The organism is Saccharothrix mutabilis subsp. mutabilis (assembly GCF_039521145.1).
Lineage (GTDB): Bacteria > Actinomycetota > Actinomycetes > Mycobacteriales > Pseudonocardiaceae > Actinosynnema > Actinosynnema mutabilis.
In genome coordinates this window covers 76,492-89,215 of record NZ_BAAABU010000007.1, presented here as the reverse complement: position 1 = coordinate 89,215, position 12,724 = coordinate 76,492, and the positions used below count along the sequence as shown (strand labels likewise).

Annotated in this window: 11 protein-coding genes; 3 read left to right on the top strand and 8 right to left on the bottom strand. The window is 72.3% G+C overall.

Annotation, left to right across the window (positions count from 1 at the left end):
- Window positions 1-399: 399 nt before the first annotated feature.
- Together ABD126_RS18115 and ABD126_RS18110 are read right to left on the bottom strand one after the other, a co-directional pair.
- The gene (locus ABD126_RS18115) at window positions 400-1,299 is read right to left on the bottom strand and encodes a proteasome assembly chaperone family protein (RefSeq protein ID WP_343935041.1); all 900 of its coding nucleotides are present in this window, start codon (window positions 1,297-1,299) and stop codon (window positions 400-402) included.
- 12 nt (window positions 1,300-1,311) lie between these two features.
- On the bottom strand, window positions 1,312-2,226 hold the full coding sequence (locus ABD126_RS18110; RefSeq protein WP_343935040.1) for a TetR/AcrR family transcriptional regulator C-terminal domain-containing protein: 915 nt from the start codon (window positions 2,224-2,226) through the stop codon (window positions 1,312-1,314).
- A gap of 87 nt (window positions 2,227-2,313) precedes the next feature.
- On the opposite strand from ABD126_RS18110, the gene ABD126_RS18105 reads away from it, so the two are divergent.
- Both ABD126_RS18105 and ABD126_RS18100 read left to right on the top strand, forming a co-directional pair.
- Complete coding sequence (locus tag ABD126_RS18105) at window positions 2,314-3,516, top strand: FAD-dependent monooxygenase (protein WP_343935039.1); 1,203 nt, start codon at window positions 2,314-2,316, stop codon at window positions 3,514-3,516.
- 33 nt (window positions 3,517-3,549) lie between these two features.
- Complete coding sequence (locus ABD126_RS18100) at window positions 3,550-5,424, top strand: ABC transporter ATP-binding protein (protein WP_425542843.1); 1,875 nt, start codon at window positions 3,550-3,552, stop codon at window positions 5,422-5,424.
- A 28-nt stretch (window positions 5,425-5,452) separates the two neighbouring features.
- Here ABD126_RS18100 and ABD126_RS18095 read toward each other — a convergent pair whose 3' ends face one another.
- From ABD126_RS18095 to ABD126_RS18070, 6 genes are all read right to left on the bottom strand, one after another.
- Window positions 5,453-5,944, bottom strand: coding sequence for an SRPBCC family protein (locus ABD126_RS18095; protein ID WP_343935038.1), 492 nt, complete (start codon window positions 5,942-5,944; stop codon window positions 5,453-5,455).
- Window positions 5,945-5,989: 45 nt separating this feature from the next.
- Window positions 5,990-7,081 (bottom strand): M20 family metallopeptidase, encoded by a 1,092-nt coding sequence (locus ABD126_RS18090; RefSeq protein WP_343935037.1) that lies wholly within the window; start codon window positions 7,079-7,081, stop codon window positions 5,990-5,992.
- Between the two features lie 66 nt (window positions 7,082-7,147).
- On the bottom strand, window positions 7,148-7,765 hold the full coding sequence (locus ABD126_RS18085) for a response regulator (protein ID WP_343935036.1): 618 nt from the start codon (window positions 7,763-7,765) through the stop codon (window positions 7,148-7,150).
- Window positions 7,762-9,384, bottom strand: coding sequence for an AMP-binding protein (locus ABD126_RS18080; RefSeq protein ID WP_343935035.1), 1,623 nt, complete (start codon window positions 9,382-9,384; stop codon window positions 7,762-7,764). The genes ABD126_RS18085 and ABD126_RS18080 overlap by 4 nt, the downstream gene beginning before the upstream one ends.
- Window positions 9,384-10,553, bottom strand: a complete 1,170-nt coding sequence (locus ABD126_RS18075) for a GAF domain-containing sensor histidine kinase (protein WP_343935034.1) — start codon at window positions 10,551-10,553, stop codon at window positions 9,384-9,386. Before ABD126_RS18075 ends, ABD126_RS18080 begins: the two co-directional genes overlap by 1 nt.
- Window positions 10,554-10,588: 35 nt before the next feature.
- Window positions 10,589-11,860 carry an MFS transporter gene (locus ABD126_RS18070; RefSeq protein WP_343935033.1) on the bottom strand — a complete coding sequence of 424 codons (1,272 nt, stop codon included), beginning with the start codon at window positions 11,858-11,860 and terminating at the stop codon, window positions 10,589-10,591.
- Window positions 11,861-11,981: 121 nt separating this feature from the next.
- Here ABD126_RS18070 and ABD126_RS18065 point away from each other — a divergent pair, with 121 nt between their 5' ends.
- Entirely contained in the window at window positions 11,982-12,662 is a 681-nt protein-coding gene (locus ABD126_RS18065) for an aspartate/glutamate racemase family protein (RefSeq protein WP_343935032.1), read from the top strand.
- Window positions 12,663-12,724 lie beyond the last annotated feature (62 nt).

Genomic DNA, 12,724 nt, shown 5'->3' with positions numbered 1-12,724 from the left:
CGCGGCGGCAGGCTGGGTGCGGCGGGGCCGCGGCGGCGGGGCGCGGCAGGCAGGCGCGGCGGGCAGGGCATGGCCAGGAGCGGCACGCAGGAGCCAGGCCAGGAGCAGGCGGCGGGCGAGGCAGGCGGCGCGGCGGGCGGCGGCGGCAGGAGCGACGGGCGGCGGCTGCGCGCGGGCGGTGCGGCGGGCGTAGCCGTGCGAGCGGGCAGGCCGAGCGGGGTGGCGGCGGGGGCGGCGGGGGCTGAGGGCGGGGCTGAGGGCGTTGGGGTGGGCCCGGGTCCGCCGCGACCTCATTCCATCTACGGGACGCGCGAGTCGGCTAAAAGTCGCGGATCCTGCATGTCACACGATCGGGTGATGCCGGCCGGGTGGCCCGCGAAAGCCACCCTACCAGCGCTTTCAGTGGTCGCGTTGCTGTTCCGCCAGGAAGCGTTCGAACTCCGCGCCCAGCTCGTCGGCGCTCGGCAGCGGCCCGTCCGGCTCCACGAGCAAGTTCTCCGACGCCTCCGTGAACGCGTCGTACTGCCGCTCCAGCGCCGCCACCACCTGGGCCACCTCGTCGGACTCCGCGACCTGCCGCGCGATCTCCGCCTCGGTCCGCCGAGCGGACTCGTGCAGTTGCGCCGCCTGGACCACCAGGCCCGTCGACTTCGTGATCGCCTCCAGCAGGTTCAGCGCCGCCGTCGGGTACGTGCCCTGGGCCAGGTAGTGCGGCACGTAGGCCGCGAAGCCCGTGGCGTCGTGGCCGGACTCGCCCAAGCGCAGCTCCAGCAGCGCCGCCAGGTTGCCGGGCACCTGCACCCGGCTGAACGGGCTCTTCTCCACCACCAGGTCCGGCCGGGTCGCGTGCGCGATCACGGTCAGCTTCCGCGTGTGCGGCACGCCCATGGGAATGCCGTGGAAGCTCACCGCCAGCCGCACGCCCCACCGGTCGATCAACGCGCGCACCGCCGCCACGACCGCCTCCCACCTGCGGTCCGGCTCGGGGCCGGTCAGCAGCAGGAACGGCGTGCCCACCGCGTCGTGCAGCAGGTAGACCACCAGTTCCGGCGCGGCGTAGCTCTCCCAGCGGTCGGTGTCGAAGGTCATCGGCGGGCGCCTGGCCCGGTAGTCGAGGAGGTCGTCGACGTCGAAGCGCGCGACCACGCGGTGTTCGTGCACCGACAGCAGGTGCTCGACCAGCGCCGCGCCCGCGCCGCCCGCGTCCATGAAGCCGTCGAAGTGGTGCAGCAGCACCGCTCCGGTCAGGTCCGGGACGTCGGAGTCGACCTCGAACAGCTCCTCCGGGTCCTGCGCCACCACGTGCCTCCCTCACTCGGGTCTTCCTCCCCCGGTCAACGCCGCGCGACCGCTGATCCATTCCCCGATCCCGTCGAGCATCCGCGCCAACCCGAACTCGAACAGCGTGCCGAGGTCCATGTCCACCTCCGACCCCGCCATCCGGGCGAACATCGGGAACCTCCCGGACGCCACCAGCGACGTCATGACCCCCGCCTGCCGGGCCATCCACTCGTCCTCGGTGATGCCGGTCTGGTGCCGCTGCTCCGCCTCGTGCTCCAGGTTCACCGCGATGCCCCGCACGAACCCGAACAGCGTGACGGCCGCGTGCAGCGCCTCCTCGGCGGTCAGGCCGTGCCCGTCCAGCGCCTGCATGATCCACTCGGTGTGCGCGACCGCGTTGGGCAGCATCGTCGGCCGGGTCATCGAGATCGCGCCGGCCAGCCACGGGTGCCGGCTGAACAGGTCCCATTCCAGCCGCGCGACCGTCTCAAGCCGTTCCCGCCACCCGCCCGAACCGACCGGCAGCGGGGACGCTCCGAAAGCGGTGTCGATCATGCGCACCACCAGTTCGTCCTTGCCGGGAACGTGCCGGTACAGCGACATCGCCGCCACCCCGAGCTGTCCGGCGACGCGGCGCATGGACAGCGCGGCCAGGCCCTCGGTGTCGGCGATGGCGAGCGCGGTGCGCACCACCGCGTCGGCGGTGAGGTCGTCCTTCACCACGGGTGGCGCCGCGGGAGCGGGTGACGACACGACCGTGCCGACACCGGCCACCGCGTGCACCAACCCCTCTTCGCGCAACGCCGCCAGCACCTTGGTCGCCGTCGCCATCGCCACGCCCCACCGCGCGGTGATCTCCCGCGTGGACGGCACCCGGTCGCCGGGGCGCAGCTCGCCCCGCGCGATGCGCTGCCGGATCTCGCCCGCGATCCGTTCGTAGACCATGACCACCTCCGCACTAGTGCACTACGGTAGTGCACTAGTGCACCAGATGGCAATTGAACTGCTAGCGAACGCATGTACGGTGTACGCATGAACACCGTACTGATCTCCGGCGCGAGCATCGCCGGGCCCGCCCTCGCCCACTGGCTGCGCCACCACGGCCTCACCCCGACCGTCGTCGAACGCGCCCCCGCTCCCCGCCCCGGCGGCCAGGCGGTGGACATCCGCGGCACCGCCCGCGAGGTCGTGGCGCGGATGGGTGTGCTGGACCAGGTCCGCGCCGCGCACACCGGGGCGCGGGGCATGGCCTTCGTCAACGCCGAGGGCAAGCGCACCTCGACCATGGCCGCCGACGCGCTCGGCGACTCCGGCGGCGCGATCGCCGAGATCGAGATCCTGCGCGGCGACCTGGTCCGCATCCTCCACGACCGGACCGCCAACGAGATCGAGTACCTGTTCAACGACACCATCACGTCCCTGACCGAGACCCCCGACGGCGTCGAGGTCACCTTCGAGAACTCGCCGACCCGCACGTTCGACCTGGTGGTCGGCGCGGACGGCCTGCACTCGAAGGTCCGGTCGCTCGCCTTCGGCCCCGAAGCGGACTTCACCCACGACATGGGCGCCTACACCGCGATCTTCAGCACCACCCGACAAGCGGACTCCGACGGCTGGATGCTCCTGCACACCGTCCCCGGCCGCGCGGCGGGCGTCTACCCGACGCCGGACGGCCGCGCGAAGGCCATGTTCACCTTCAAGTCCCCCGTCGTCCCGCACGACCGCCGCGACGACGCCTTCCAGCGCGACCTGATCGCGCGGACCTACGCGCACGACGGCTGGGAAGTCCCGCGGCTGCTGGAAGACCTGCGCACCGCCGAGGATTTCTACTTCGACCGCCTCTGCCAGGTCCGCCTGGACTCCTGGAGCCGCGGCCGGGTCGCCCTGCTCGGCGACGCCGCGTTCTGCGCCTCCCCGCTGGCGGGCAACGGCACCAGCATGGCGCTGGTCGGCGCGTACCTGCTGGCCGGCGAACTGGCCACCGCGCCCGACCACGGCACCGCGTTCCGCCGTTACCAGCAGCGGATGCGCGAGTACGTCGACAAGTGCCAGAAGTTCGCGCTCGGCGGCGTGGACGGGCTGCTGCCCAAGAGCCGGATGTTCATCCGCATGCGGGACCTGACGCTGCGGATCGTGCCGCACATCCCCGGCGGCAGCAGGATCTTCGGCGACCTGCAGAAGATCGCCAACGCCGTGACGCTCCCCGATTACCGGCCCGTGCGCATTTCGCCTTGACCTCCACCCAACTCCAGGTCTTACGTTTCGGCCATGGACATGGAAGTCACCGCGTGGATGTCGCTGTACCACATGACCAACGCGCAGAACGACAAGAAGCCCTTCTCCAAGGCGACCCTCAAGCGCATCTGGTCGTTCGCCCGGCCCCGCAAGGCCCGGCTCACGCAGTACCTCGTGGTCAGCGTCGTCGTGGCGGTGCTCGCGGTCGCGACGCCCGTGCTGGCCGGGCGGATCGTGGACGCGATCGTCCACGGCTCGTCCTACGAGGTGGTGCTGGGCCTGGCCGGGCTCATCGCGGGCATCGCGATCGCGGAGGCGGCGCTGGGGCTGTTCGCCCGGTGGCTGTCGGCGAGCATCGGCGAAGACCTCATCCTCGACCTGCGCACGACCGTGTTCGACCACGTCCAACGCATGCCGGTCGCGTTCTTCACGCGCACCCGCACCGGCGCGCTGGTGTCCCGGCTGAACAACGACGTGATCGGCGCGCAGCGGGCGTTCAGCGACACGCTGTCCAGCGTCGTGGGCAACCTGGTCACGCTGGTCCTCACGTTCGTCGTGATGATCGGCCTGTCGTGGCAGATCACGTTGCTGGCGCTGGTGTTGCTGCCGGTGTTCGTGCTGCCGGCCCGCCGGATGGGCACGCGTCTGGCCCGGCTGGAGCGCGAGGCCGCCAACCACAACGCCACCATGAGCACGCAGATGACCGAGCGGTTCTCCGCGCCGGGCGCGACGCTGGTGAAGCTGTTCGGGCGGCCCGGCCGGGAGTCGGCGGAGTTCGCGGTGCGGGCGCGGCGGGTGCGCGACATCGGGGTGCGCTCGGCGATGGTGCAGACCGTGTTCCTCACCGCGTTGACGCTGGTCTCCGCGCTGGCGTTGGCGCTGGTCTACGGCCTGGGCGGGTTCTACGCGCTGCGCGGCGAGCTGGACCCGGGCTCGGTGGTGGCGCTGGCGCTGCTGCTGACCCGCCTGTACGCGCCGCTGACCGCCCTGGCCAGCGCGCGGGTCGAGGTGATGAGCGCGCTGGTCAGCTTCGAGCGGGTGTTCGAGGTGCTCGACCTCAAGCCGCTGATCGAGGAGAAGCCGGACGCGCGGACCGTGCCGGACGGGCCGGTGTCGGTGGAGTTCGACGGGGTCGGGTTCGCCTACCCGTCGGCGGACAAGGTGTCGCTGGCCTCGCTGGAGGAGGTCGCGGTGCTGGACACGCGGGGCGGGGTGGACGTGCTGCACGACGTGTCCTTCCGCGCCGAACCGGGCCAGCTGGTGGCGCTGGTCGGGTCGTCGGGCGCGGGCAAGTCGACCATCGCGTCCCTGCTGCCGCGCCTGTACGACGTGGACCGGGGCGCGGTGCGACTGTCCGGTGTGGACGTTCGCGACCTCAAGCTGTCGGCGATCCGGGACACGTTGGGCATGGTCACCCAGGACGGGCACCTGTTCCACGAGTCGATCCGGGAGAACCTGCTGCTCGCGCGGCCGGAGGCGACCGAGGAGGAGGTGTGGGACGTGCTGCGCCGCGCGCGGCTGGCGGACCTGGTCGAGTCGCTGCCCGACGGGCTGGACACGGTCGTGGGCGAGCGCGGCTACCGGCTCTCCGGCGGCGAGCGGCAGCGGCTGACCATCGCCCGGCTGCTGCTGGCCCGCCCGCGCGTGGTCATCCTCGACGAGGCCACCGCCCACCTGGACTCGACGTCCGAAGCGGCGGTGCAGGCGGCGCTGGGCGAGGCGCTGGCCGGCCGCACCGCCGTGGTCATCGCGCACCGGCTGTCCACGATCCGCGCCGCCGACCAGATCCTGGTGGTCGAGGGCGGGCGGATCGTGGAGCGCGGCACGCACCCCGACCTGCTCGCGGCGGGCGGCCGGTACGAGGAGCTGTACCGGACTCAGTTCGCCGAGGAGGCCCCGGTGTCCTGATCCTGGCCGGGCACCGCGGTCCGGTCGGTCAAGCCAGGCCCTCGAAGTACGCCTTCTGCGACGGGTAGTAGTCGTCGAAGGCGGGGGCGGGCTTGCCGGCCCGGACGGCGGCCAGGCGGTCCAGGTAGTACTCCCAGCCGGGACCGATCTCGCCGATGCCCTCGGTGGACTTCAGGTGGTGCACCAGCTTCAGCTCGGTCACACCGTCCACTTCGGACAGCAGGAGTTCGAGCTTCCACACGCCGTAGGAGTCGATGGTGGACACGGCCAGGCGCAGCGGCGCGGCGCACGCGTCGATGCGGGTCTCCATCCACGGTTGGCCCTCCTCGAAGGCCATCTGCACCTTGATCCGCCGGCCCGGCGCGGCGTCGCCCTCCCAGGGGCCGAACCAGGTCGCGGTGCGCTCGGGGTCGGTCACGCTCGCCCACACGTCCTCGACGTGGGCGCGGAACGTGCGGGTCAGCACCAGGTCCGCGCCGGTGGGCGTCGGGACCAGGGTGGCGGTCGGTAACGGGGTCATGCCGTCCTCATCTCTCGTCTCGCGACCCCAGCGTAGCCACGATCGTCACCGGTCCGGCAGGGCTTTCAGATATGCCGTCAACGCCGCGTGGTAGGGCAGGACGGTGGTCAGGTCGGCGTGCTCGTCGGGACCGTGCTGCCCGTCGCCGCCGATGCCGAAGATCACCGCGTCGACGCCGCGCTGGTGGTAGAACCGCGAGTCCGCCGCGCCGTGCTTGCGCAGCAGGTCGCCGCTGAACCCCTGGTCGCGGGCGGCCTTCCGGAGCGCTCGCACGTCGGGGCTGTCGGGGTCGGCCCGGTGCGGCGGCTCGACGTGGGACACCTCGACGTCCGCGCCGGTCAGCGCCTTGAGGTGCGCGGCGACCCGCGCCGGGTCGCGGAAGTCGGCGTCCTCGGGCGGGAACCGGATGTCCAGCCACGCCGACGCGTCGGCCGGGACCTGGTTGAGCGCGGTGTTGGTGGTCTCGACGCGGGCGATGTTGACGGTGGTCCGCCAGGCCTCCCCGGCGGGGGGCGGGTAGGCCTTGAGCAGGGCGTCCAGCGACCGCATGAGCCCGACCACGGCGTTGTCGCCCAGCCACGGGTAGGCGCTGTGCGCGGCCCGTCCGGTGACCGACAGCCGCGCGTTGACCAGCCCTTTGGACTCGGTGACCAGCCGCAGCGCGCTGTGCTCGCCGATCACCACGAACCGCCCGGTGACGCCCTGCTCCAACTGGTGCAGCGTGCCGTCCCGGCCGCCGACCTCCTCGTCGGTGACCAGTTGCAGCCCCACCGGGAACGACGTCGGCACGTCCCGGAACACCAGGGCCAGCACCAGCGCGGACAGCTTCATGTCCTGCGCGCCCCGCGCGTGCAGCCGGTTCCCGTCGCGCACCGGCGTGAACTGCTCGGGCGGGGCCGGGACGACGTCGAGGTGGGCGTTGAACAGCACCCGGAACTCCGGCCGCTCGCTCCCCCGGTACACCAGCGCGCTGGGCTTGCCGCGCGACTCGAACCGCTCCACGGTGAGGTCGGGTCCGAGCAGGTCGAGCACGAAGTCCAGGGCGCGCAGCAGGTCGGCGGGCCGGTCGGCGGTCGAGGGGATGCGCAGGAGGTCGTCGGCCAGGGCAAGGAACTCGTCGAGGTCCACGCACCCCATCGTGCCGGGTCGCGGCCACCCGCGCCGCTGGGCGTGCGGCCGACCCCCGGCTCCCGCGTCACGGGGTCAGAGGAGTTGTTCTTCCTGCGCCCGGCGCACGGCTTCCACCCGGTTGCGCGCGCCCAGCTTCTGCATGGCCGTTTGCAGGTAGGTCTTCACGGTGTTGCGGGTCAGGCCCAGCTCCTCGGCGATCTCCGGGTTGGTCCGGCCGGTCGCCGCGAGGCGGACCACCTCGTACTCCCGGCGGCTCAGCGACAGCCGGAACAGCCGCGCCTGCAACAGCGTCCCGCTCGACTCCCGCAGCCGGGGGTCGATCACCCGGACCCCGGCGGCGATCCGGCGCAGCTGGGCCACCAGGTCCGTGTCGGTCACGTCCTTGAGCAGGCAGCCGTGCGCGCCGCCGGCGAGGGCCGCCGACAGGGCCGCGTGGTCGTCGTAGGCGGTGAAGACGACGACCTTCGCGGCGGGCGCGGCGGCCGTGATCCGCGGCAGGGCCTCGCTGCCGAGCATGTCCGGCAGGCGCAGGTCCAGCAGCACCAGGTCCGGTCGCAGGGCGCGGGCCTGGACGACGGCGTCCCGGGCCGTCCGCGCCGAGCCGACGACCTCGATGTCCGGGGTCGAGGCCACCAGCGACCGCACCCCGTCGCACACGACGGGGTGGTCGTCCACGACCAGGATCCTCAAGCGTGCTCCACCGCGTCCGCGTCGGCCAGGCCCAGGATCGCCACGGCCTGCCTGCGCATCTCCACCTTGCGGATCTTGCCGGTGACGGTCATCGGGAAGTCCTCCACCACGTGCACGTACCGCGGGATCTTGTGGTGGGCCAGCTTGCCCGTGCAGAACCGCTTGAGCGCCTCGGGCGTCAACGGCTCCGCTCCCGGGCGCAGGCGCACCCAGGCCATCAGCTCCTCGCCGTACCGGACGTCCGGGACGCCGATCACCTGCGCGTCCAGGACGTCCGGGTGGGTGTAGAGGAACTCCTCGATCTCGCGCGGGTACAGGTTCTCGCCGCCGCGGATGACCATGTCCTTGATCCGGCCGGTGATGTTGACGTACCCCTCGTCGTCCATGACGGCCAGGTCGCCGGTGTGCATCCACCGCGCCGCGTCGACGGCCTCGGCGGTCTTGTCCGGCTGCTCCCAGTAGCCCAGCATCACCGAGTAGCCGCGGGTGCACAGCTCGCCGGGCGTGCCGCGGGGGACGGTGCGACCGGTCTCCGGGTCGACCACCTTGACCTCCAGGTGCGGCAGCACGCGGCCGACCGTGGCGACCCGGCGGTCCAGCGAGTCGTCGCGGCGGGTCTGGGTGGACACCGGGGACGTCTCGGTCATGCCGTAGGCGATGGACACCTCCCGCATGCCCATCCGCTCCACCACCTGCTTCATCACCTCCACCGGGCACGGCGAGCCGGCCATGATCCCGGTCCGCAGCGACGACAGGTCGTGGCGGTCGAAGTCCGGCTCGGCCAGTTCGGCGATGAACATCGTCGGCACGCCGTAGAGCGAGGTGCACCGCTCCTCGGCCACCGCGCGCAGCGTCGCCGCCGGGTCGAACGCCGGCGCGGGGATGACCACGCACGCGCCGTGCGAGGTGGCGGCCAGGTTGCCCATGACCATGCCGAAGCAGTGGTAGAACGGGACCGGCACGCAGATGCGGTCGTTCTCGGTGTAGCCCAACAGCTCCCCGACGAAGAAGCCGTTGTTGAGGATGTTGTGGTGGGACAGGGTGGCGCCCTTGGGGAACCCCGTCGTGCCGGACGTGTACTGGATGTTGATCGGGTCGTCGGCGGACAGCTCCGGCCACTCCGGGTGGTCGTCGGAGCGCAGCTCGGTCCACTGTGGAGTGTCGAGCAGGACGACGTCCCGCAGGGCGGGGCAGTTCGGCCGCACCTGCTCGATCATCCCGGCGTAGTCGGAGGTCTTGAAGGACCGGGCCGCGACCAGGGTGCGGATGCCGGACTGGTTGAGCACGTACTCCAGCTCGTGCACCCGGTAGGCCGGGTTGATGTTGACCAGGATCGCGCCGATGCGGGCGGTCGCGTACTGGACCACCACCCACTCGGCCCGGTTGGGCGACCAGATGCCGACCCGGTCGCCGGTGCGCACCCCGCGGTGGTGCAGGCCGGCGGCGACGGCGTCCACCTCGTCGCCGAGCTGCCGGTAGGTCCACCGGCGGCCCGTGGTCCGGTCGACCAGGGCCTCCCGGTCGCCGTGCGCGGCCACGGCCCGGTCGAGGTTCGCGGCGATGGTGTCGCCCAGCAGCGGCACGTCCGAGGTGCCCGACGAGTAGCTCAGCTGCGCCATCACCGGAACGTACCCCAGGTCACACGATCGGTGACCTCTCCGGATGGAGAGGGCGCCGGCAGCTCGCAGCGCAGCACCGCGCCGCCTTCCTCGGTGTTGAGCAGGCTCAACGTGCCGCCCGCGCGCTCGACCTGGCGGCGCAGCGCGGGCAGCCCCGCGCCGGTGCCGCCGAGGGGCTCCTCGACGCCCACGCCGTCGTCCAGGACGGCGACCGTGACCCGGTCCGACACCGCCAGCGTGACCACGACCGACCGGGCGCGGGCGTGCTTCTCCACGTTGAGCAGACCCTCGTCCACCACGCGCTTGACCAGCGCGGCGCGGGCCGGGTCCAGCCTGGGCGTGCCGCCGACCGGCACGAGGCTCGCGGCGACGCCCGAGCGCTGGCTGAACGCGTGCACGGACTCGGCGATGTCGGCGGTCAGCCGCACCGGGTCCCGGTCGGACCCGACGCGCAGCCGCGAGATCGACTCGCGCAACGCCATGCCGGCCGCCGCCAACTGCCGCTCGATGCGCTCCAACTGGTCGTCCACGCCGGGCACGGCCTGTTCGCGCAGCTTGCGCACCGACGAGCCGACGCCGAACAGCATCGCGCCCACGCTGTCGTGCAGCGACGCCGCCAGCCGCCGCCGCTCCTCCACCACGGCCGTGTCGGCGAGCGTCACCGCGCCGTCGGCCACGTCCACCGCGAGCCCGGCGAGCCGCGCGAGCCCGCGCAACCCGTCGACCGCGTCGTCCCCCACCTCGGCCTCCCCCCGCACCGCCCCGTACAGCACGCCCCGGACCTCCCCGGTCCGGACGGGCACGGCGGCCATGCTGCCCAGGCCCTCGGCCCGGACGTGCGCGTCGAAGTCGTGCGTGATCCGGTCGGAGCGGTAGTAGTTGGGCACGACGATCGGGCTGCCCGCCGCCGCGACCCGCCCGCCGACGCCGAGCCCGATCGGCACCGGCAGGTCGTGCAGGCGGGAGTCGCGGGTGCCCGACCACAGCCGCAGCACCAGGTCCCGCCCCTCGACCAGGCCGATCAGGCTGACGTCGAACCCGAACTGCGCGCGGATCCGGTCGGCCAGCCGGCGCAGCACGGCCCGCGTGTCGAGCAGGCTGACCCGCTCGGCACGCGCTCGTTCGAGGGCGTCCAGCTCGGCGAGCAGCTCGAAAACGTCATCGTCCACGTGGGCCTCCGGTTGGGCGACACGGTACCCGCGGGTCACGCGGGTTGCGGCACCAACTCCGCCCGACCGGCCGCCGTGAGCCGCACCACGCACGCGCACGACACCAGGGCGGTGACCAGCAGGAACACCGCCACCGGCACGAACGTGCGGTACTGGGAGTACAGCCAGGTGGCGATGATCGGCGTGAACGCCCCGCCCAGCATCACGCCCACCTGGTAGCCCAGCGACGCCCCCGAGTAGCGCAGCCGCGCGGTGAACAGCTCCGAGAAGAACGCCGCCTGCGGCCCGTACATGGCGGCGAACAGCACCAGCGCGACCACCACCGCCAACACCACCAGCCCCGGCGAACGCGTGTTGACCAGCAGGAACGCCGGGAACACCCACAGCCCGGTGGTCACCGCCCCGAACAGGTACACCGGCCGCCGCCCGATCCGGTCGGACAGGTGCGCGAACGCGAGCAGCGCCGGCACCTGCGCCACCGCGCCCCACATCACGGCGTTGAGCATGGTCGAGCGCGGCATGCCCAGCACGGTCGTCCCGTAGGAGAGCAGGTAGGTCGCGAACAGGTAGAACCCGGCCCCGACGACGACCACCGCGCCGGCCGCGAGGGCGATGTTGCCGGGGTGGCGGCGCAGCACCTCCAGCACCGGCGACGACGCCGTCCCGGTCGCCTTGACCTCGCGCATCGCGACCGTCTCCTCCAGCCGGAACTGCGCGTACAGGGCGACCATGATCAACGCGATGGAGAACAGAAACGGCAGCCGCCAGCCCCACGCCGCGAACTGCGCCTCGGTCAGCCACGCCGACGTCCCCAGGAACACCAGCGTGGACAGCACCAGCCCGACCGGCACCCCGAGCTGCGCGAAGCTGCCGTACAGGCCGCGCCGGTGCGGCGGGGCGTTCTCGGTCGCGATGAGCACCGCGCCGCCCCACTGCCCGCCGACGGCGACGCCCTGCGCGAGCCGCAGCACCACCAGCGCGATGGGGGCCAGCACGCCGATGCTCGCGTAGGTGGGCAGCAGCCCGATCAGCGTGGTCGAGCCGCCCATCAGGAACAGGGCCGTGACCAGCGCGGCCTTGCGCCCGACCTTGTCGCCGAGGTGCCCGAACACCATCCCGCCCAACGGCCGCGCCGCGAAGCCGACGGCGAACGTGCTGAACGCGAGCAGCGTGCCGGCCAGCGGGTCGGCGGTCGGGAAGAACAGCTTGTTGAAGATCAGCGCCGCCGCCGTGCCGTAGATGAAGAAGTCGTACCACTCGATGGCGGAGCCGGAACTGCTCACCGCGATGATCTTGGCCAGTTTCATGGGCTGCTCCCGGGTCGGTCGGATGCACGACCGTGACGCGGGTCTCAGCCGTCCGGTACCTCCCGATGGAGAGGGTCAATCCGGTTGCCGCCGGTGGGCGGGCCCGGTCAGAGTGGGCCGCATGCGGACCATCGGCCTGATCGGCGGCATGAGCTGGGAGTCGTCGGCGGAGTACTACCGGCTGCTCAACGAGGAGACCCGGCGCAGGCTGGGCGGTCACCACTGCGCGCCGAGCCTGCTGCTGACCGTGGACTTCGCGGAGATCGAGCGGTTGCAGCGGACCGGGCAGTGGGACCGGGCGGGGGCGCTGCTCGCCGACGCCGCGCGGACGTTGGAGAAGGCGGGGGCGGAGCTGATCCTGTTGTGCACGAACACGATGCACAAGGTCGCTTCGGCCGTCTCGGGTGCGGTGGGTGTGCCTTTCGTGCACATCGTGGACGCGACGGCGCAGCGGTTGACCAGTCGGCGGGTCGGGTTGCTGGGGACGCGGTTCACGATGGAGCAGGACTTCTACCGGGAACGCATGGCCCGGCACGGGATCGAGGTGATCGTGCCCGACGAGCCGGACCGGACGGTGGTGCACGACGTGATCTACCAGGAGCTGACGCGCAACCGCGTGGTCGAGGCCTCGCGGGTGCGTTATCGCGAGGTGATGGCGCGGTTGGTCGAGCGTGGCGCCGAGGCGGTGGTCCTGGGGTGCACGGAGATCACGTTGTTGGTGGACCAGTCCGATTGTGCCGTGCCGTTGGTGGATTCGACGCGCAGCCACGTCGAGGCCGGAGTGGAGTTGGCGTTGGCTTAGCGGCCGGTCCAGCGGTGGGCGGTGCCGGTGGGCGGTGTTGGGCCTGGACACTGCGAAAGATC

Coding starts and splice junctions, on each gene's coding strand:
- ABD126_RS18065 (WP_343935032.1), top strand. CDS start 11,982: ATGCGGACCATCGGCCTGATCGGCGGCATGAGCTGGGAGTCGTCGGCG.
- ABD126_RS18110 (WP_343935040.1), bottom strand. CDS start 2,226: ATGGTCTACGAACGGATCGCGGGCGAGATCCGGCAGCGCATCGCGCGG.
- ABD126_RS18090 (WP_343935037.1), bottom strand. CDS start 7,081: ATGGGGTGCGTGGACCTCGACGAGTTCCTTGCCCTGGCCGACGACCTC.
- ABD126_RS18105 (WP_343935039.1), top strand. CDS start 2,314: ATGAACACCGTACTGATCTCCGGCGCGAGCATCGCCGGGCCCGCCCTC.
- ABD126_RS18080 (WP_343935035.1), bottom strand. CDS start 9,384: ATGGCGCAGCTGAGCTACTCGTCGGGCACCTCGGACGTGCCGCTGCTG.
- ABD126_RS18070 (WP_343935033.1), bottom strand. CDS start 11,860: ATGAAACTGGCCAAGATCATCGCGGTGAGCAGTTCCGGCTCCGCCATC.
- ABD126_RS18095 (WP_343935038.1), bottom strand. CDS start 5,944: ATGACCCCGTTACCGACCGCCACCCTGGTCCCGACGCCCACCGGCGCG.
- ABD126_RS18100 (WP_425542843.1), top strand. CDS start 3,550: ATGGACATGGAAGTCACCGCGTGGATGTCGCTGTACCACATGACCAAC.